At 41.4% G+C, this 20,202-nt stretch carries 17 protein-coding genes; all 17 read right to left on the reverse strand.

All coding sequences use genetic code 11. The features are described 5' to 3' along the window. Window positions 1-8 precede the first annotated feature (8 nt). A complete protein-coding gene (locus ACTQ1L_RS08185) occupies window positions 9-767 on the reverse strand; it encodes a P-loop NTPase fold protein (RefSeq protein ID WP_441366487.1) in 759 nt (252 codons plus the stop codon). Beyond that, window positions 760-1,296: a P-loop NTPase fold protein gene (locus ACTQ1L_RS08190; protein WP_441366488.1), complete on the reverse strand. Its 537-nt coding sequence runs from the start codon at window positions 1,294-1,296 to the stop codon at window positions 760-762. Before ACTQ1L_RS08190 ends, ACTQ1L_RS08185 begins: the two co-directional genes overlap by 8 nt. 16 nt (window positions 1,297-1,312) lie before the next feature. Further along, complete coding sequence (gene pglX / locus ACTQ1L_RS08195) at window positions 1,313-4,909, reverse strand: BREX-1 system adenine-specific DNA-methyltransferase PglX (RefSeq protein ID WP_441366490.1); 3,597 nt, start codon at window positions 4,907-4,909, stop codon at window positions 1,313-1,315. Window positions 4,910-4,919: 10 nt separating this feature from the next. Continuing rightward, window positions 4,920-8,468 (reverse strand): BREX system P-loop protein BrxC, encoded by a 3,549-nt coding sequence (gene brxC, locus ACTQ1L_RS08200; RefSeq protein WP_441366491.1) that lies wholly within the window; start codon window positions 8,466-8,468, stop codon window positions 4,920-4,922. Between the two features lie 13 nt (window positions 8,469-8,481). Next, window positions 8,482-9,042, reverse strand: coding sequence for a DUF1788 domain-containing protein (locus ACTQ1L_RS08205; RefSeq protein ID WP_441366493.1), 561 nt, complete (start codon window positions 9,040-9,042; stop codon window positions 8,482-8,484). A gap of 10 nt (window positions 9,043-9,052) precedes the next feature. Then, entirely contained in the window at window positions 9,053-9,658 is a 606-nt protein-coding gene (locus ACTQ1L_RS08210; protein ID WP_441366495.1) for a DUF1819 family protein, read from the reverse strand. A gap of 14 nt (window positions 9,659-9,672) precedes the next feature. After that, window positions 9,673-9,891: a helix-turn-helix domain-containing protein gene (locus tag ACTQ1L_RS08215; protein WP_055237429.1), complete on the reverse strand. Its 219-nt coding sequence runs from the start codon at window positions 9,889-9,891 to the stop codon at window positions 9,673-9,675. Between the two features lie 633 nt (window positions 9,892-10,524). Next, complete coding sequence (locus ACTQ1L_RS08220) at window positions 10,525-10,716, reverse strand: hypothetical protein (RefSeq protein ID WP_441366497.1); 192 nt, start codon at window positions 10,714-10,716, stop codon at window positions 10,525-10,527. A gap of 67 nt (window positions 10,717-10,783) precedes the next feature. Then, entirely contained in the window at window positions 10,784-11,035 is a 252-nt protein-coding gene (locus ACTQ1L_RS08225) for a cysteine-rich small domain-containing protein (RefSeq protein WP_441366498.1), read from the reverse strand. Further along, complete coding sequence (locus tag ACTQ1L_RS08230; protein ID WP_441366500.1) at window positions 11,019-12,437, reverse strand: cobyrinate a,c-diamide synthase; 1,419 nt, start codon at window positions 12,435-12,437, stop codon at window positions 11,019-11,021. The genes ACTQ1L_RS08225 and ACTQ1L_RS08230 overlap by 17 nt, the downstream gene beginning before the upstream one ends. Window positions 12,438-12,535: 98 nt before the next feature. Next, entirely contained in the window at window positions 12,536-14,590 is a 2,055-nt protein-coding gene (cobK, locus tag ACTQ1L_RS08235) for a precorrin-6A reductase (protein ID WP_441366502.1), read from the reverse strand. Next, window positions 14,583-15,314, reverse strand: a complete 732-nt coding sequence (gene cobJ, locus ACTQ1L_RS08240) for a precorrin-3B C(17)-methyltransferase (RefSeq protein ID WP_441366504.1) — start codon at window positions 15,312-15,314, stop codon at window positions 14,583-14,585. The genes cobK and cobJ overlap by 8 nt, the downstream gene beginning before the upstream one ends. A 99-nt stretch (window positions 15,315-15,413) precedes the next feature. Next, entirely contained in the window at window positions 15,414-16,541 is a 1,128-nt protein-coding gene (locus ACTQ1L_RS08245) for a cobalt-precorrin 5A hydrolase (protein WP_441366506.1), read from the reverse strand. A gap of 48 nt (window positions 16,542-16,589) precedes the next feature. After that, window positions 16,590-17,366: a precorrin-4 C(11)-methyltransferase gene (gene cobM, locus ACTQ1L_RS08250; protein WP_441366508.1), complete on the reverse strand. Its 777-nt coding sequence runs from the start codon at window positions 17,364-17,366 to the stop codon at window positions 16,590-16,592. After that, window positions 17,324-18,472 carry a cobalt-precorrin-5B (C(1))-methyltransferase CbiD gene (gene cbiD / locus ACTQ1L_RS08255; RefSeq protein ID WP_441366510.1) on the reverse strand — a complete coding sequence of 383 codons (1,149 nt, stop codon included), beginning with the start codon at window positions 18,470-18,472 and terminating at the stop codon, window positions 17,324-17,326. The genes cobM and cbiD overlap by 43 nt, the downstream gene beginning before the upstream one ends. Before the next feature lie 22 nt (window positions 18,473-18,494). Further along, window positions 18,495-19,109: a precorrin-8X methylmutase gene (locus ACTQ1L_RS08260; RefSeq protein WP_441366565.1), complete on the reverse strand. Its 615-nt coding sequence runs from the start codon at window positions 19,107-19,109 to the stop codon at window positions 18,495-18,497. A gap of 13 nt (window positions 19,110-19,122) precedes the next feature. Continuing rightward, a complete protein-coding gene (locus tag ACTQ1L_RS08265; RefSeq protein WP_441366512.1) occupies window positions 19,123-20,184 on the reverse strand; it encodes a pyridoxal phosphate-dependent aminotransferase in 1,062 nt (353 codons plus the stop codon). Window positions 20,185-20,202: the final 18 nt, after the last annotated feature.

Below are 20,202 nucleotides of genomic sequence, written 5' to 3' on the forward strand. Positions count from 1 at the left end.
AACCTTTCCTATATTTTTAATAATTCATAGACTTTTGTTGAAAAATTCAACTTTTGTTGTATTTCCTTATCTGCACAATAAAACGAATCGCATTCGTTGTTTTTATATTCATTATACAATCCAGAAATTATAAAAATCATTTTGTCAACAAAATCATTTTCCTTACATACAAATTTGTAGTTTACTTTTTTAGGATATTGTCTAATATGTTTTGCATAATCCCTTATCGAATCAAAATAATCTTTTCCAATTCTAGTTTCGACATCTGGATAACCTGATGTATCAACTATCCACTTCATACTAACTGTTGACATTTTTTCTTTTATACATAAAACAAGCACCTCAAACGCTAATATAGCACTATCCATTTTTTCTTGCTCTGCCATCAGTCTATGTATACTTTCTGCATTTTCAAAAATTTTTTCCTGTGCGCGAATTTCTATTCCAAAAGTAATTTCCTTTAAAAATTTTTCCAACTCATCCCTTTCTTGATCTTGGATGATAAACATATTCATAAAACTCTCATATTTCTTAATAAAATTATTAGCCGATCCATTATCCAGTTTAAAACTTAATGAGATTATTTTTTTCAAATATCGATCAACATCCATTTCATCACCATAAATTTGATGCAATGAATTCGACATTTGTTTTTTCTCCATTGCAATTATAACCACTACATTTTCCAACTCATTGAATACATGATGAATACGTTCCAACACTTTAATCGCATACGAGGGCAAGCATCTATCTAATTCATCAACCATGATTAACTACTGTTTGTTCTTCTGATATCTTCTTAATTTGCTCTTGTACTTCTTTAAATATATTCTGGAAGCCAAAATATTTATCATATATTTTTCCATCATCTTCAGATGTTCCAACAACACCATCCAAATCTAATCCCGTCTTTGATTTGATTGCTTCGACAGCAATCTTTGTTATTGTATTTTTAACAATGGCTAACATTTCTTTCTTAGTCTCATTTGATAATAAACTCACATACTGTTCAATCTGATCTTTTAATACAGAAATAATAGCAACTATCGGTTCTTCATAGTAATCGTACCGCCAACAATCATATCGAACAACAAAAAAACGATCCGTGTTTGTTGTTTCCGATTGTTCCACTTGAAGACATTCTTGAATCTTTTCCAGTGCAAAACTCTTACCACTTCCCCATTCTCCTTCAATAGCAAAACAACAATTTTTACGTTTTTCTGAAAGGATCTTAGTCAAATCAACTATCTGTTTGACAAATGGTTCTCTATTTAAAACATCCTCTTTTGACTGCACTTTCTCATCCTCTTTCCTACTTTATTTTAGCCAAAACATCCTGAAAAATTGCATAATTCTTCTTCACGCCATCGTCCAGATCAATAGAAATCATCTGGTCGGCAAGGTGATGAATCTTTTCCTCGTAGGTTCTGATTTCAGTATCCTGTGCCTGCAAAGTGGTCAGCTTTTTGTTCAGCTTCACACGCTCGCCGGTAGAAGCATTCGCAATACGCTGTTCCAAATCGGCAATAGCAGTACGATAACGAGCCTGCTGTTCATGTACATAATCGGTACGAATACGAGCAATGGTGTCCGGCTGATAGCGGTGCATATAAATCAGAGCCTTAAAGCCATTCTTCTTGCCGCTGTCAAACAGCCAGTAAATCGGACGTTTCTGATAAATCTTGCAATGGTCAGAATAAAAGTCATTCAGAAAATAATTCCGAATTACATCCTTCGGTTGACCCTTACCGCCAAGTGCATTGGCAATAAATTCTAAGTTCTCATCCAGCGTGTCTGCACCATAAACGGTTTTCACAAATTCCACGAACAAACCGACAATATCATCCTCAAAGTATTCATCATCGCATACCGGAATGATGTTATCTGCATTAGGATAAAACTCATTTTCCGGGAAACGTGATTTTCCCTGCTCACGAAGATAATCCTGTATTTTTTCTACAAGACTTCCAAAGTCCCCACCCGAACCACCTGCATACAAAAGTCCTTCATTATATAATGAATAACGGCCAAACATACAGCCGACAGCATAAGAAATAAAGGAACGAATATCTCTGCCTAGATCAGCCTTACGGACAGTGACATCCTTATCCTCAACTTCCGGTGTCAACTCTTCCTGCAAACCGTAAATGCTGATGAAAATACGGTTCAGTTCTTCCTCGTTAGCTTTCAGCTGATTGAAGCGGTCATCACATTCCACTTGCCACTGTTCAAAGGCCTCGTCAATAGTTGAAACTTCGCGAAGCAGCGGATGGTGCTGGAAATCCCATGATGTTTCAAAGATGTCCCAGTCAGTTTTTGACTGTTCAATACACTCATCAACTATAGTATTCACATATTGGATCTTATCATCCTGAATACGAATTGGTAATTTTCCAATAGTTCCCGATCCCGTATTTATTGTCGGATTTTTGCACTTTACAAAATCCACCACTAATTTTGTATTCAAAAATCCAAGTGTGTATTTCAAAATTCTTGTTTCGTCTGCAAATAATCCATTTGCACCAGAATCAAAGATTGCTCCTTGAGATGAAAAACGAAATCCTGTTTGGCTTGATGTTACACCACTCCATGTTATTGACTCATAAAAATACCTATCTTCGCTTCTAATCTCTTTACTATAACTACCATACCTTTCAGACACATATTTTTTTAATTTTTCTCCATCGTTCTCCCAATTCACAACATAATCATTATTTCCATACCATCTACGAAATTCTCCCCCCTTATTATATCTGAACCACTTTTTTGAACTTTCTTTAGCTGAGGTCGCTGTAAAACTTCCAAAGCCACATTTTTCTATACACGGTTCAAACCACATTTTCAAAAATAAATTATTATTAGTAGTAGACATTCCATTTCGAGTTTCAAGAACATCCTCAATAAGTGGATTATTAGCAAATGCGTTACGGACTTGTGCACTAACCCAATACGCCACCGGACTTCCCGGAATTTCTGAAAAGTTATTCGTACTCCGCTCATAGTAAAATCCGCAATCGTGATTTTCAATCGCTTCCAGCGTTTTCTGTCGCTGAACTTCCATTCCACCACGGAAATCTACCAATCGTAAATAACACCCTTTTTTCTCTATATGGCGATTCTGGAATGCAAAAGTACATACCGGAACCGTTGCTTCTTCAAATGCAGAATATTCAAATTGAATCAATGTTTCAACTGTAGTCTGATTATATAAGTAATTACGCATTTTCTCATAACTCTGAATGAACATCCAAACATACGGTGTAAAGAATCCGCAATAACCACTCTGTTTTGTCATTTGAGAAGCATGAATGACAAACGCAGAAAAGAAATCGCTCTTATAATCTGCATAATTCTTTTTAATAAAATCATTCAGCTTCGGATTCATATTAGATGCACCCATATACGGCGGATTCGTCACGACCACATCATACTTCTGTGCCATTGCTTCTGCCACCTGTACCAACGGCAAAAGTTCTCTCAATGCCGTATCACGGGACATATTTATATCTTCTGTAATCTCAGCAAAACGGTCATACAGAGCAGACCAATCCTGCGGTGTCACCGTCAGAATCGAGCCATATTCCTTTGCATCATGCAGTTCACCGATAATGGTATCCATAGCGGCTGTGAGCTTCACATCGCCATTACAGAAATAGTCCACGGCAAATTTATCTACATGGTTGCTCTCCACAATAGCATACACATGTGGCTGAATGCCACGGCTAAAGAATCGGCGGTCATACTGACGTGCTTTCATCATTACCGCAAAATAAGCCAGCTGTGCTGCACGGTCATCAATATCCAGACCATAAAGATTGTTCTCTACAATACTTGCCACCGCTTCACGGGTGGTATATCCGTAGGATTCATAAATCTTCATCAGCACATCAAACATATACGCAAGAATATGACCGGAACCGGAGCAAGGGTCAATGACTTTCAGCTGATCCGGTGTCAGTGCAGCGTATTCCTTGCGGATCTCGGCAAGCTGCGCCTGCACTTCTGGTTCCTGCTCGGCTTCTTCCAGATAGTAATGCCATTTGGTATCTTCCGGGTCACGTTTTCCGGCAGCATAGGCAGACTGTTCTTCCTCGGTAGGAAGAAGTTGCTCTTTCACATCCGGATGTCCCTCCAGCCATAAATGACCAAGACTGTTCTCTACCATGTAGCGAACAATCCAGTCTGGTGTGAAAAGCTGGGTTGCTGCAGGGATGTTTTCTTTTGTGATTTTCACATTCTTTTTCAGTGCTGCAAAAACATCGTCCTTTTTCTCGCTGTTATAATACTGATACAACCAACCGATAATCTGAACAGCATCCTTCCAATCATCCTCCGGTATCAGCTCAATCATCTGCTGAATGACACTGCCTTCACGGAGCAGATTGTCTGGCAGAAGAAGCTCCGTGTAATCCGCAATCTTCTGGAACATTCCTGGCAAAATCTTATTCAAAGCGTTGCACTGCACAATCAGCAGATATTTATACAGTTCTTCGATCTTTTCTGCATCTTTCAGCTCATAGACCTTTTCCATATCCAATCCATCCAAATCCAGATGAATGGCTTCTGTTATAATCTGCGGCTTAAAGTTGTTTTCCTCGTCCGTGAACACACGCACATGAGAAGGAAGATAGCCATTGACTTCCATGAATCGCAGAGCAGAGAAACGGTTGAACCAAGTATATGCAACCTCCTCCATGACCTGCTTATATCCTTTATCATTAATCTCGGCAATCAGAGCCTGACGCTGCTTCTTTTCATCGGCAGTAAGGACTTTGCCGCCAACACTGTCCGCATTGGCATCCTCAATGTTGTCCTCTGTGATACCGTATTCCACACCTTTCAGGGAAACACGGGCGATCAGCTCTGTTCTTGCCCAGACAGCAAATTTTTTAATCGCATTCTTATCCATACTCGTCTCCTTAATTCAGCTTGATTTCGTCGCAATTCTTCAGCAACTGTTTCAGCTGAGAACGAATCTTTTCTACATAATCATCAATATCCGCATCCGTCTGTAAGGTCTTTGCCTGGAAAACAACCTGACGGTTATAGGCACGGATAACCTTTTTCTTTGCCGGAGCAGCTTCTTTCCCCGGCTGTGTTGGCCGTACTGGCGGCTTCGGTGCAGGCGGAGCCAGAACAGACTCGATATTGCTGACGGTATCATCCTTATACTGGCACATTGGCAGAAACATGGCATCCAAAAGGGCAAGGCTCTTTAATTCTGCGATTTTCTCCTTGCACTGGCTGAAATATCTGTCCGACTTTTCAATCAGATGGGATGCCTTGGAATCGCCGTTTGCGGCAGTGTGAGTTGCTTCCATACACTGACGAACCGTTTCCAGAACCTCGGCACGTTTTTCTTCCAGCATCTTGTCATGGGCGGTACGAACCGTATCCATCAACGGATTCAGTTCACGAATCCGGTTATAATTGAACTTGCTTCCGGTCTGAACCATCGTAATCAAACGAATGGTATTCAGCGCCTTGTGTGCTTCCTCATTTTCCGCAATTCGGTCAAGGTCATCATGCAGAGAGTTTTCAAACTGTACTGCCTGGTCGAATACTGTTACCTGGGTCTTGAAGAAGTTTTCAATGCCGTTGCTCATGGCTTCTTTATTATCAAAGAGAGCATCCTCTTTTTTCAGCACACGCTCAATCAGGGCAATATTGTCTTTCTTCTGAGAAAGTACATCATCCATCAAATGAATGGCTTCCTGAACTAATGCACGGTCTGGGTATTTATGTCCGTCATAACGGGCATCCAGAGAAACATAGTAATCACGCTGCTCGGTAAACTTCTCCGTCACAAAGCGAATCAGACCATCTTCATCGTCCGGTACATCCATGATGTCGAAATACTCACGTAGCATTTCTTTAACATCACGTAGCATCGTAGCAGAAATATTTTTACGTTTGCTGATAGACGTCTTACCGATCTCACTCTTTTTGCGGAGCATATCTGGCAATTTCGGGTCATCTGGCTGAATGGTATTGCCTGCATACTTGATGGTCACTTTCTGGGAATAAATCAGCTGTGCCGCAACCGCAGCAATGTCGATTTCTTTCCAGCCATACGGAATCGCACTGTATTTGCTTTGCACATCTGCCATGGAAGTCGGCAGCTTTTTCGCATCCTGCATTTCCAGATATTCTTCCATAGCAGAAGCTGCATCACGGTTCGGTTCCATGCCTGGAAGTGCTGTTACCGCACCTGTCAGAATCGCAATAATATCTGCATCACTGCCTGCATTATCTGTAATCAGATCGAGCTTGCTATATACATGAGCAACCAGATATTCAAGAGATTGGTCAATCTTGCTCTTGGCATTTCCGGCTTTGATTTCCAAATGCTCACCATCTACATAGAACTGCGCCCCTTCAATAGCATTTTGCAATTCGCTCATGGCACTCAGCTCATATTTTCCGGCTTCGTCCTGCTGATCGCTGATGATTTTCTGCACACTCTTAGGAAGCTGGCTTACATTTCTCTGCTTTACATACTTACGAATCTTCATGGCAGATTCCAGAGATTCATAATAAGGCGTATCAGCCAGAACCACGATTGCTTCATTACCTTTGGATTCTGCCATCAGACGATAATCCGTTTTTTCAATAGCATCGGTAGCAACGGTCAGGAAACGCAGACGCATACCGCCTGTTGCCACACCAACGGTAATGCCGTCAACCATCTGATCGAAAGCAAAGTCATATTTTCCATAACGGAATTTCTTGGTTGTGAAAATATCGCCATAAATCATCTGGGCGATACGCTCTACGATAGAAGCGGTATCCACATTTGTATCTCTTATTTCACGCTGAATATCCTGTTCTTCGTCAGTCAGGAAGTTATAAGTGTCACCAGTTCTGCCAATATAGTTCTGGCTCATCAAACGGTCAAGGCATCCTCGGACAGCTTCACGCATGATAATCTTATCCACACGAATATCGTCTGCCATAAGGATCACGATATTGTCCAGATTGGAAGGAATATCATCAATATATCGAATCAAGTACAGAAGTTTCAGTACATCCACATCCTGTTGTTCGATACCATCACCATTGTCAGCAGCTTTCTGGCAACGCTCAATCACTCGGCGGATAGAGCCGTCCAGGAAAGTATGTACGGTATCATAAAAACGGAAGAACGGAACAAGTGCATACTCATCCTTCTCCTGAATTTTCTGTGCAGCTTCCTGGAAACCGGAGAGCATGGAACGCTCACCGCCGGACAGGTGCTTACCAGAATTTCCGTGTTTACGGATTTCAGCAAATACTTTCTGCATGATAATAAACTGATACGGCACGAATGGGAAGTTCTCTGTAAATTCTCTCGGACCAGAGTAGCCTTTAATGTCCAGAATCGAGCCACTGAAGCTGAATAGGTTACGAAGGACAGAATCATTCTGCTCATAAACGGTTTCCAAATCCGTTGTTGCTTCCGATTTCTTTTTCAAGATACGCTTCTGGATAACTTCGTCCACGGAGGAAGAAGATAAGCTCAGTCTTGTCTTGAAACGAGCCTGAATACGGGAGAACTCATCGGCACGAACTTTGATGATTTCATCAATCGCTTCCTGTCCGGTACAGATCACCCAGATCTTACCTTCGCACTCGCTTCCGATTTTTTCGGTCAGAGACTGGAGGTTCAAAAGCATATCGGTATCTGTTCCCACATACTGACCAACCTCGTCAATCATAAACAGCAGACGGAAGTTTGCAGGTTTAGTATCTACATAGGCTTTCATATCTTCCACAAGCTGTGCAATAGAAATTTCTGTTGCAGTTTTATCATTGAACCACGTCTTAGCATCATCCTCACTCATATCCAGAACTTCCATCAGTGTCGGGATGATGAACTTACCATTGAAAGCAAAGGCACGGCGCATTTCAAGCCAAGGCTTGCCTTTCTTTTCTTCAAAAACTCTGCGGAACTCCTCTGTCTTACCCTGCTGGTCAATATAACGCTCCATCATGGCAACTTTCAGATTTTCACCGTAAAATCCCAGATGGTTGTAGAACATCTTTGCAAAAACACGAAGTACAGCAGTCTTGTCTTTATTGCTGAAGCCTTCAATATCAATGTTGAAAAGAATGGTTTCCGTCTGCCCCTTCGTGGCACGGTCGATCAGCATAAAAGTTGCCGGGTCATCCTCAAACTTTTTACGAAAACGCTCCACACTGCGAATGCCTTTTACCTCTTTATTTTCCAAAAGGTAGGAAAGCATTTTCAAAAAGTGAGATTTACCACTTCCAAAGAAACCGGAAATCCAAACACCCATATCGGCTGTCGGCTGGTCGAAAGCATCACCGTAATAATTGAAGAACGTAATGAAATGTTTCTTCAATTCTCTGGTAATGACATATTCATTTAATTCCTGCTCGATTACATCATCAGCAGCCTGATCTACTTTAATTACACCATTGATTTTGCGGTTAATGTCATCCGCAAACATATCTCGAATCATCATGGCTTTATCCCCCTTAATCTATGACATTGAATGCCCGGTAATAATCATTTGGTGTCAATCGATTGAACAGTTTTACATGACGACCATCAAACTCACCCGGATACATAACCAAAATCGGAACATCTGAAAAATACGGTTGCAAAGCTTCCAGTAACGTATGGATTCTCATAAACGGGAACACCTCGCCCACACCTGTCAGCATCAGCACATCACCCGGTTCGTGTGGCTCATACTGGATTTTATCAATAAACTCTCCATTGCCGATTGCGGAGTTAAGCTGCTCCAGAAGATAAGCACTTCCGTCAGCTTCTTCCATATCCGGAATCGCATCTGTGATGTCCATATCATCGCAGATAGAAAGAAATTTTTTATATAAATTACAAACAATCAAATGGCAATCTAAGGACTGATCGGTTTCCAACTGATTCACAAAATGGCGGACAACCATTTCATTCTCCGGTTCATAACAGAAGATTCTGATATTCACCTCATTGCTGAGTCCCTTTCCTTCCAGGAACTCCGGTTCCTGAATCAATGCCCGAACTTTGTCCAGGCGTTCTTTTATGTCACTCATTGGATACCTCCTACACAAAGCAATTAAACGCCGGCAGTATCGCCGTGTCGCCATTGCTTCTGATGGCATTCTCCAAAACAGGATGCAGCCATACTGGATTCAAATGATCTGCCTTAAGGTTGTCGAGATATTCTGTTTCAACAAGCACTCTGGCAATTATCTGTTTTAACTTTGTTATTGTAGTATCGCTCCAGGAAGCCACGGTATCATTCTGCTCCTGCAAGCGCATAAAAAATGTATTCAAATCTATCTTACCAAAAGACGTGTCCCTTAATCTGTACTTCTCGCCAATGACGGTCAACATAAATTCCCCGACCAGTCGACTCTGCTTCATCAATGCATACAGACAAATCTGTTTTGCCACATCCGTCGGCTGTGAAGCAATCGCAGAAACCAGAGAATCATCTTCCAGTGCATGAAGCCGTTTGATGCAGGCTTTCGCCATGCGTGTGATAGATTTTTCCGTTGGGTACTGAAAAAGATTCTGCTCTACAATTTCTTTGACAATCGCATCATCAGAAAATCCTTCTGACATAAGCTTTGCAGTGGAACGCATTTCGTAAAAAAGAAACGGCTCTCTAGTCAAAGAAGCAATATAAGGATAAGAATGATCCATGTTCCCACACCTCCTTACTGCTCCTCTTTTTTATCAGGAACAAATTCCATGATATCTCCCACATCACAATTCAAAGCAGAACATATCTTTGACAGAATCTCTGTACTTACATTTTCATCTTTTGATAATCGAGACATCGTTGTTGTACTAACTCCTGTCATCGCACGCAAATCTTTCTTCATCATTTCTTTATCAATTAACAATTTCCACAATTTCTTGTAACTAACTGTCATTTTTTCACCTCAATCTTATTTGCTTGAAATATCTGTTCACATGGTATTTATCACCTGTTATTTATCATCATATCATAAAAATGCGTTTCAAACAATCTAATCTATCAAAAATCGTAATTCAATTCCGAAATATCGCATTTATAATCACGGTAAATAGTAACCCGAGGAATCCCATTTGTAACCCAAGAATCTGCACTGAAATAATATCCGTCATCTTCCTGCACCAGACAAAACGACTGATGCCACAGAAAGCCTGTAAAATAGCCACTTTCGGGATACACAAGACAGGACAAAAATCGACTTTCATTTTAAGAGATGAGTGCTAATTATTTTAAAGTAATTTTTAAAGCCCTTGATTTTACAGGGTTTTCAAGTTTTATTAAATTTCTATTAAATTGATTTTGGCGTTTACTGTGCCATTTTTTATTTCACGCTTAGCATCAAATGATACAAAAAAGCAGTCGATCCTAAATGTGAAAGACTGCTTTATATCATATTTCTTATTGCTTTGTGTGTATATTTAGCTGATTGTCTATATCCCGTCCTGCATACATTACTCTAAGTATTGTTACAAACATTCAAAAATTCCTCTCAAATCACTGTCAGCCTGTTCTGATACTTCTATTTCATATATCATAAGCCATAATCTTTGCGAATATCAGAAAAGACTTTCCTGGCATTTTTTGTCCGTCCAGCCTGCATATCCGCATATCCCTTCTCTAATTCTTCATTGAACTCTACCTCTGATAATGCGCTGATATCAACAGGTCTGGCAGATGGTATTTTTACTTCAAACGGAAGACCTCTCTGTAAGATAATCTGCATATAAAACATCTCCTTCCTGCCATATTTTTATGTTATGCAAAACCTCCGAACGGCTTTAGGCCATAATTCATTTATTATTATTCCTAATCAAAATCTGTATGATTTTATCATAATTTTCCGGTCTGTGTGGAAACGTACAGTCTGTGCATACCTTGATTTTTTTGCCATTCTTCTCTATGTAGGTCTTACTTCCGGGACAGTTTGGCATACTATACATAGGACAATAACAAAACAGACAATTAAAGTCATCCGAAAGTCCCTTGTGACACGGAAAATATTTGCAATCTGTGTTTTTAAAGTATTTATAAGAGTTTTCCATTTTTATTCCTTTCATACTCCTGCGCTTTCTTTACGAAATTCTCAGCGAAATGCGGATTTGACGGATAATAAATATGAGGAAATCCAAGCCAGTAATTATCCCTACTTATCACACAGTCATACTTCCTTCCTGTAGCAGGTTTGGTCGCAATGCAATCCGTTCCGTTATCGGTGCTGTCATAATAATGAAATTCATGTGCTCTTATCTTTTCATCCGACGGCAGGAAATTGCTATGCTTTTCTTCCAGTTCAATATACCCGAATCTGACCAGTTTTCCCTTAAAATGGCACCACCCATCAAGTACTCCAGCCATATCAAAAACACAATTTTGATTATGGATATATGTGTGAAGATACATAAACCCTCCACACTCGGCAACCGTGGGCAGACCTGCTTCAAATGCGGTTTTTATTGACTTTCTCATAGATATATTTTCACTCAGTTCCTTTGCATACAGCTCCGGATAACCGCCTCCAAGCAGCATTGCATCACAATCCTCTGGAAGGCTGGTATCGTGAAGCGGTGAAAAATACTGTAATTTTGCACCGCATTTTTCGAGCATTCTTAGGTTATCTTCATAGTAAAAACAAAATGCTTCGTCCATGGCAACAGCTATGTTTACGGTATTATTTTGGTCTTGAAGCCTCATAGTCTCTGCATTTTTTAAGGTTTGACGCTTATCTTTATCTGCACTTCCACTGTCACCAATTTCATCTGCCGCTTCTGCTATATCTATAAACAAATCCATATCTATTGTCTTTTTTAGTCTGTCGGCAGTTTCATTGAGCCGCTTTTTAATATCTGAAATCTCATCCGGCATGACAAGCCCCAGATGTCTGCTTGAAAGCACGATATCCTTCTGTTCCGGGAAATATCCGACTACTTTTACTGAAAGCTCCTTCTCTATCAGAGGCTTTATGATGTCATAATAGCCCTTCGACATCCGATTGAGCAGAACCCCCTTAATCAAGTGGTGCGTGTCATACTGCAAAAAACCGGCTATAAGAGCAAGCACTGACTTTCCCATACCCTTTGCGTCCACCACGAGTATTATCGGAGTCTGCGTCACCTTTGCCAGATGATATGACGAACCCTGCTCATATATTCCGCCAAGCCCGTCATATAATCCCATCACGCCCTCAAGCACTGCAAAATCACCATCGGCTCTTTCATCTAAGAAAAGCTGCACTGTTGTCTTTTCGTCCGTAAAAAACGTATCGAGATTTTTGGATGATACGCCAAGCACCTTTTTGTGAAACATTGGGTCAATATAATCAGGTCCGCACTTATATGACAATACGTTTTTTCCGCTATCCTTTAATAGCTGCAGTAAAGCGCAGGTTATCATTGTTTTTCCACTGCCGCTTTTGGGTGCGGCTATCATAAAACGATTTATTTTCATGTTTTCTTCCTTTATTTCATCATATACCTTAAAAATATCAGCCTTTGATGCTTTATTTTCGATGTTTTAATATAGAGGTGCAACATAAAAAGCTCCTGTTAAAATTCAAACGAACATATCCACACCGGATTTTCTGCCTGCATCAGATGGTAATGTCCTATCTGCTTTGAGCGGCTGACCTGCAGCTGCACGATATCCTCATTTTTCACATCATATGCCGACAATATTTCCTTCATCTCACAAATTGTTTCCATGGAAATTGCATTTATCACTATACGGATATGTGGATTTTTTACTTTAAGAGCCTCTATTATTTCCTTTAGATTGCCACTGCTGCCTCCGATAAATGCGTGTGTCGGCACCGGAAGATTTTCCATTCCGTCAGGAGCCTTTGCTTTTATCACATGGATATTTTCAAGTCCATGCTTTTCTTTATTTTGTGTGATAAGCTGCACGGCATTTTCCTTCTGCTCGATGGCATAGACCTCCATATCATCGGAAAGTGATGCGGCCTCTACCGCTATGGAGCCGGTTCCGCTTCCCACATCATATAGCACTGAATCCGATTTCAAATGAAGCTTGCAGATGCTTACATGCCTTATTTCCTCTTTGGTCATCGGAACCTTTTCACGGATAAATGCTGCATCACTTAGCTGCGGTGTAACATTTTTTGCAACCGGATTGGGATTTTTTATCATGCAGATATACAGTCCCTCCCTTTTAAGCTTTGTGCACTCCTGCGGCGAAAGAACTGATATATTTTCATCCGGATAGGATAGCTGGTATCCTACAGTTACCGAGCTTTTTTGTAAACCATACCTTTCGTCACTGCTTAATAGGTGTCCAAGCATATTCACATCCTTTACACCTGACATCAGCATAAATGTTTTTGCATGGTAGCTAATCCGTGATGTGATATTAGAAAGCTTTACTCCGTGGATGCTGCAAATATATGCATCGCTGTAGGTTTCACCGACCGCTGCCGCCATATATGACACAGATGAAATTCCAGGAAAGATTGACACGTCCGCATTTAATTTTCCTTCCGCAATTTCATTTTTTATCGCCAGATACAGCTTTTTGCTTCCACTGTAAAAGCCTGTATCTCCCGAGAATAATATAAGAACATTACTGATTTTTGCAGTATCTGCACAAATTTCGTATAGATAAGGAATAATCTGTTCTGCAAGATAATACGGCTTTTTGTCTATCTTTGCACTGTATTTTTCTATCATGCGGCTTGCGCCAAGTATAATATCAGCGCTTTCTATTGCATCTGAAACAGCTTTTGTCATGCAAGCATCATTTCCCATTCCAATGCCGGCAAGCATGATATGAAGCCTGTTATATTTCCTGTCAATATATTCACAAACAGCTTCAAATGACATTCCATCATCCTGCACGCTTTGCCCCACAATATAGACCGGAATATTTTTATTTTTTGCGGCAGCTATTTTCTCAATAAAGCCCCCGGCCGCACCGCTTTTTTTGGTGACCAGGCATCTGATATCATACTGGTCAATAAGTGCCTCATTAAGCTGTGTGCTAAACGGTCCCTGCAATGCCAGAATGTGCTTTCCTGTAATATCATTTTGCATGCATAAGCTTATGCTCTCAAGCCCCGGAAGCACGCGCACATACAATCTTTCCCTAACATCTGAGGTTTTACAATACACTGACAGCTTCTTGCTTCCTGTTGTGAGCAGTATATTTCCGTCTGTATTGTTAAGTGCCTTTGCACATGCTTCATTATCCTCAAAATAGCGGATATTATCATAATCTGCTGATATATCCGTATCTCTTTTAAGACGCACATATTCGATATTTTCTGATATGCTGCTATCCGCCTGATTGTCTGTAACAGCATGTGCCTCGTTAAACGCATAAACTGCCTGCTTTATATTTTCGGTAACTATGGCTGCATACGGATGGGTTGCATCCACTATGAGCTTACATTTTTGTTCCGCAAAGAAGCTTCTCATGCCTTCGCTGTCCATACGCCCCATATGAACATGCGCGAACGGATTTTCATGCAGCACGATTTCACCGTACTCGGTTGCCACACAAACCGTATGCTCTATGCCTCTTTCACACAGATGCTCTGATAGCTTACGTCCCTCTGTTGTTCCTGCAAAAATCAGTATTTTACTCAATCTGATATCCTCTCCTTGTGACAAGCTTTCCGTCAATTATTTGTGTACCCTCATTGCCGATAAATACTGTCGTAAACATGTTGACCTGTGCACTGCGGAGCTCACCAAGGGTACAGACCGTATAGCTTGTTCCCTCACGTCCGATATTTTCGACATAGCCGCAGGCTCTATCCGGCTCTATCGCACGAAGCAGAATATCACAGGCTCTCATCAGATAATCCTTTCTCTTGTGACTTGACGGATTGTACAGTGCTATGACAAAATCACCCTCTGCAGCAGCCACAAGACGCTTTTCAATCTTATCCCACGGCGTGAGCAGGTCACTTAAGCTGATGGTACAAAAATCATGGTTTAATGGTGCTCCAAGCACTGCCGCACCACTGTTTGCCGCTGTAATGCCGGGTATTACCGAAAGCTCTACGTTATCGTATTCCTGCCCAATCTCATACATAAGAGAGGCCAGTCCGTATATTCCGGCATCGCCACTACATACAAGAGAGACTGTTTTGCCCTCAAGTGCCTTTTTAAAGCACAGGTGACATCTTTGTTTTTCCTGACGCATCGGAGTGGTCAAAAGCTCTTTTGTCTGGAATTTTTCTCCAAGCAGCTTTATATATAAGGTGTATCCCACTATGACATCACTCGCTTCCAGGGCGTCAATCGCCTGCTTTGTCATCATGCTTTCAAAGCCCGGTCCCATACCTACTATGTAAATTTTATTCATGTTAATCTCCATCTCTACTAATTTTATATAACCACGCAGCTATTTGCAATTATATTTAATGATATGAGGGTCAAAAGGTATTTTGCCCCTCATTTATGATTAATCAGGATACCTTGCTGCCGCAACCGTTACACTGTCATATTTATGTTTTTTATAAATAAGTTCTCCTGCTTCGTTACATTCCCTGCTGCATGCAAGCACTGCTGCACGCTCGCACACGTTGTCCACTCCAACATGCTCCCTGACAAACTGCGAGGCACTGAATTCTCCCTGCACCGCCATAAGCTCATCCGCGGTATAAGTGACAAATTCTATCCTGTTTCTTTCGCAAAATTCCTTTATTCCCGGTTCATCTTTTTTCACATCTATTGATGCGATCATGTCTATATCTGAAATATCTATTTGCAGCTTTAAAAGACTTTGTCTGATTGCCCTGTCAATATTTTCAAACGCTGTATTCCTTCTGCACCCGATACCAAGTACAAATTGTGTGGGTTTTAAGTAAATACTGCCATTTTTAGGGTCCTTTGCTTTTTCGCATGATACTACAATATCAACTCCGTAAACAGGTGGGAAATCCACTGTTTTTATTGCATCAGCACTCATATCAGCTTCATCTAAAAATGCCTTTATAAGGCTTCTGTGCTTAGCCGGGATGTGCTCCCAGTCGACCGACATCGTAACCACTTCCCCCGCCAATACCTTTGATGATACTCTGGCAATGCCATCTTTATTGACTATTGCAAGCCTGCATTTCTTTGCAAAAACATCAACTGCAAATTTATTATTGATATCAGTAGCGGTTGTTATAACAGGTGTTGCATTCATCAGTGCTGCTAATAATACCGCAAGCTCATTGGCACCTCCCACATGCCCTGAAAGAATCGGAATAACAAACTGCCCCAGCTCATCTATCACAATAACAGGACTGTCTTTAAGCTTGTTATTAACAGAAGAAGCTATAGCCCTCACTGCAATACCGCATGCCCCGATAAAAATCAGAGCCTTTTTTTCACTCATCTGTACAGCTGTCCAGTCTGATATATTTTGTGATATGTAGCCGGTATTTCTAAAATTTTCATCGGTGGAATTTTTAATATTCTCATCCGATAATCTCGAGCACTTGGTAAAAACCTCCACCTCATATTCACTTTTTTCAAGCTTATGAGCTATGTCACATGACAGCTCATAGCCCTTTTTTGTGAAACTTACAATGCAAATTTTCATATTTTCAGTTCCCATATATTTCCCATATTTATATATTCATGCCTTTTTTCAATCGTTATCCTTTGACTCTACTGAAGCCTTGCGATACTCTGTCGAAAAATCCGGTGCGTAAAGTCTTGATTTCTCGTAATGCCGGTGAGCTATGACATCCCCCACAAGCACAATCGCTGTCTTTGTGATATTGTGCTCTCTCGCAGTCTGCTCCAGTGTAGCGACAGTGCACACGTATGCCTCCTCCTGTGGCCAGGTTGCCTTGTATACAATTGCAGCAGGTGTATCTGCCGCGTATCCTCCCTCAATAAGGCTTTCAGTAAGCTTCTCTAAAAGCCCGGTGCTTAAGTAAATCGCCATGGAAGCGTGGTGTGCGGCAAAGCTTGCTATGCTCTCCTTAGGCGGCACCTTCGTGCGCCCCTCCATGCGTGTGATGATGAGCGACTGGGAAATACCGGGGAGCGTGTACTCAATGTTGAGCGATGCAGCAGCGCCAAAGCACGCGCTCACGCCCGGACAGCTCTCATATGGTATTAAAAGAGTATCAAGCTCATCCATCTGCTCGCGCACTGCGCCGTATATGCTTGGCTCTCCCGTGTGCAGGCGCACAGTCATTTTTCCGTCAGCCTCAGCAGCTTTCATGACTGCGATGACCTCATCCAGTGTCATTTTTGCACTGTTATATATTTCACAGTTCTCCCTTGCATAGTCCAAAAGCTCTGGATTAACAAGCGAGCCCGCATAAATTATCACATCTGCCTTTTGTAAAAGACGCCTTCCGCGTACTGTTATTAAATCCGCTGCGCCTGTTCCTGCGCCAACAAAGTAAACCATTTTTCTGCCTTTCTGCTTTTTGCAAGCTCACCAAATTCATTTGAATACATGATACAGTCTATCTCAAGTCTGCCCCTTGCCCTCTTATCCAGATAAAAGCATATGCGCTCCATCGCATAATCCATTACCTCATACAGCCTGCCGCTTTCATTAAGTGCCGCCAGGGCCTCCTCTGTCGTAAGGCTGTCCATAATGCGCTTTATGTATTCGGGCGCTACACCACACTTAAACGCAAATGCAGTCAAAAGCTCTATCCTGCAGTCTGCCTCCCTCGAATGAGTGTTCATGATGCCTCCTGCTACCTTTATGAGTTTTCCTATATGTCCTGTCAAAAGTATCCTCTTAAACCCCATATCTGCTGCCATATCAATTGTTTCACCGATAAAGTTGGAGCATTTGACACTCCTGTCCAGATCATAGCCATAGCTTTCCTTCATAAAGTCAAGACCGTAATTTCCCGGAGCAACCGCCACATAATCATACCCAAACGAATATCTCTGCCTAAGCTCCACCCTTATCGTATCAATAAGAGCCTGTGAGCTCATGGGCTCAACAATACCGCTTGTGCCGAGAATTGATATACCACCAACTATCCCAAGCCTTGGATTAAAGGTCCTTTCTGCAAGCTCCTTTCCCTTTGGAACCGAGATTGTGATGTCAAGTATCCCCTTAAAATCCAAAAGCTCACAGACCTCCCTTACCTCTTTTTCAATCATCTCACGCGGCACATGATTGATAGCCGCGTTTCCGACAGGCTGGTCTAATCCGGGTTTGGTGACTCTTCCCACTCCGTCACCACCGTCTATATTTATTATAACCAAATCCTGCCTTTTTTTGCATAAAGCAGATGTATCGGAATGCAAAATCCGTACAGAAGCATATATATAGGCTCCTGTGGTCACATCCGGGTCATCCCCTCCATCCTTTATCACAGCACAGCTTACCTCGTTTTCACTTCTTTTTATGTCGGTGATATCAGCCGTGTAAGCTATTCCATTAGGTGTCTGAATCGTTATTTTGTTTTTAGCCTTTCCGGTTAAAAGCATATATGCCGCCGCCTTTGATGCCGCCGCAGCACAGCTTCCTGTGGTAAATCCGTATCTCATAATCACTAAATTTCCTCATGCATCAGCCTCTATCAACCAGACTGTAAATCAACGCATTGCATATGGCAGCCGCAATATTGCTGCCACCCTTTCGTCCGACATTTACTATGTATGGCACTCCGGTCTCCATAATAAGCTCCTTGGCTGCTTCCACATTGACAAAGCCCACCGGCACACCGATTACAAATGCAGGCTCATATATTCCTTTTTCTATCATATCGTACAGCTCTATAAGCGCTGTCGGTGCATTTCCTATCGCAAAAATCACAGGCTTATCTATCCTTGATGCAAACTCCATGCTTACTGCAGCGCGCGTTGTCTTTTTCTCCTTTGCAATAAGAGCGACCTCATCATCAGCCATAAAGCAGTGCGCCTGTCCTCCGAATTTTGCCAGATATTTTTTATTTATGCCTGAAAGAGCCATATTGGTATCAGTCACTATATCAGCTCCCTCTGATATCAGCCTTTTTGCAATAGCAACGGCGTCCTTAGAGTATTTAAGCGTCTGTATATAATCAAAATCAGCACTCGTGTGTATGACTCTTTTTGTTATCATCTCCTGATCAGCAGGCAGCGTAATCTGCATTTCAGACAGCTCATGTGAAATTATCTCAAAGCTCCTCTTTTCAATCTCCATCGGCTCTAACTGTTTAATTTTTTTCAATACACTCACCTATCACTTTCAATAATCTTACATTTTCATCAAATGTCTTTACCGCCACACGAAAATACCCTTCCGAAAGCCCCACATAGTTGGAGCAGTTCCGTATCAGTATTCCCTTATTAAGCAGTATATCATATAATGGAAGCTTGCTGTAAAACAGTATGAAATCAGCATCACTTTTATATACCTTAAAGCCAAGCTTTTTTAGTCCATCTGACAGCAGCCTTCTTTGTCTGCTCACATACGATGCCGTTTCTTTAATATACTCTGATTCCATAATGCATGCCTCTCCTGCCATCTGTGCCAGGACAGACACGTTCCACTCCGGCAGATTCCTTTGAACCTTTTGTCTTATTGTATCACTTTTACTGAGCATATATCCAAGCCTTACTCCCGGAATAGCAAAAAGCTTGGTAAAGGCTCTTACAACAATCAGATTATCATAGTCACATAAAAGTGACAAAACAGAATAATTTTTTTCACAAAAGCCCATGAAGCATTCATCTGCCACTACATAAATATGCTTTTCTTTGCAATGCCCTATTATTTGCTTCATGAAAGTGCTGTCTGCAAGATACCCTGTCGGATTGTTTGGATTTGCGATAAAAAATATATCTGTATCATCTGTAAGCATATCCATTAAAGCATCCAGCCGTGCAGCAGGAGAAAAATCACTCTGCTCATCCAACAGGAAATATCCGATATCACAGCCGACTGCACGAAGCACATGCTCATAGCCGAAAAAGCCCGGGGCCAGAAGCACTGCTTTTTTTGGCTTTATGGCATGAGCTATCGCCATAAAAAGCTCTGAAGCTCCGTTTCCGGGAATTACATCCTCGCTTTGTATGCTGCAGCCTTGCTGTGTGAAATACTCTGATATCGATTTTTTAAGGCCACTGCATGCCATGTCGGGATATCTGTCTGCATACGACAGTGCATCACTCATAGACTCTTTAACAGAATGCGGTATGCCAAGAGGATTGATATTTACCGAAAAATCCATATTTACTTTATTGTTGTATATGTCACCGCCGTGGATGCTTTTCATTCAAGTCCTCCATCAATT

Source organism: Agathobacter sp. LCP21S3_B2, assembly GCF_052118705.1.
Classification (GTDB): domain Bacteria; phylum Bacillota; class Clostridia; order Lachnospirales; family Lachnospiraceae; genus Roseburia.

Bases quoted from the DNA above. Each gene is read 5' to 3' on its own strand.
- ACTQ1L_RS08185 (WP_441366487.1), bottom strand. From the start codon at position 767: ATGGTTGATGAATTAGATAGATGCTTGCCCTCGTATGCGATTAAAGTG.
- pglX (WP_441366490.1), bottom strand. From the start codon at position 4,909: ATGGATAAGAATGCGATTAAAAAATTTGCTGTCTGGGCAAGAACAGAG.
- brxC (WP_441366491.1), bottom strand. From the start codon at position 8,468: ATGATGATTCGAGATATGTTTGCGGATGACATTAACCGCAAAATCAAT.
- ACTQ1L_RS08205 (WP_441366493.1), bottom strand. From the start codon at position 9,042: ATGAGTGACATAAAAGAACGCCTGGACAAAGTTCGGGCATTGATTCAG.
- ACTQ1L_RS08210 (WP_441366495.1), bottom strand. From the start codon at position 9,658: ATGGATCATTCTTATCCTTATATTGCTTCTTTGACTAGAGAGCCGTTT.
- ACTQ1L_RS08215 (WP_055237429.1), bottom strand. From the start codon at position 9,891: ATGACAGTTAGTTACAAGAAATTGTGGAAATTGTTAATTGATAAAGAA.
- ACTQ1L_RS08220 (WP_441366497.1), bottom strand. From the start codon at position 10,716: ATGCAGATTATCTTACAGAGAGGTCTTCCGTTTGAAGTAAAAATACCA.
- ACTQ1L_RS08225 (WP_441366498.1), bottom strand. From the start codon at position 11,035: ATGGAAAACTCTTATAAATACTTTAAAAACACAGATTGCAAATATTTT.
- ACTQ1L_RS08230 (WP_441366500.1), bottom strand. From the start codon at position 12,437: ATGAAAATAAATCGTTTTATGATAGCCGCACCCAAAAGCGGCAGTGGA.
- cobJ (WP_441366504.1), bottom strand. From the start codon at position 15,314: ATGAATAAAATTTACATAGTAGGTATGGGACCGGGCTTTGAAAGCATG.
- ACTQ1L_RS08245 (WP_441366506.1), bottom strand. From the start codon at position 16,541: ATGAAAATTTGCATTGTAAGTTTCACAAAAAAGGGCTATGAGCTGTCA.
- cobM (WP_441366508.1), bottom strand. From the start codon at position 17,366: ATGGTTTACTTTGTTGGCGCAGGAACAGGCGCAGCGGATTTAATAACA.
- cbiD (WP_441366510.1), bottom strand. From the start codon at position 18,472: ATGAGATACGGATTTACCACAGGAAGCTGTGCTGCGGCGGCATCAAAG.
- ACTQ1L_RS08260 (WP_441366565.1), bottom strand. From the start codon at position 19,109: ATGGAGATTGAAAAGAGGAGCTTTGAGATAATTTCACATGAGCTGTCT.
- ACTQ1L_RS08265 (WP_441366512.1), bottom strand. From the start codon at position 20,184: ATGAAAAGCATCCACGGCGGTGACATATACAACAATAAAGTAAATATG.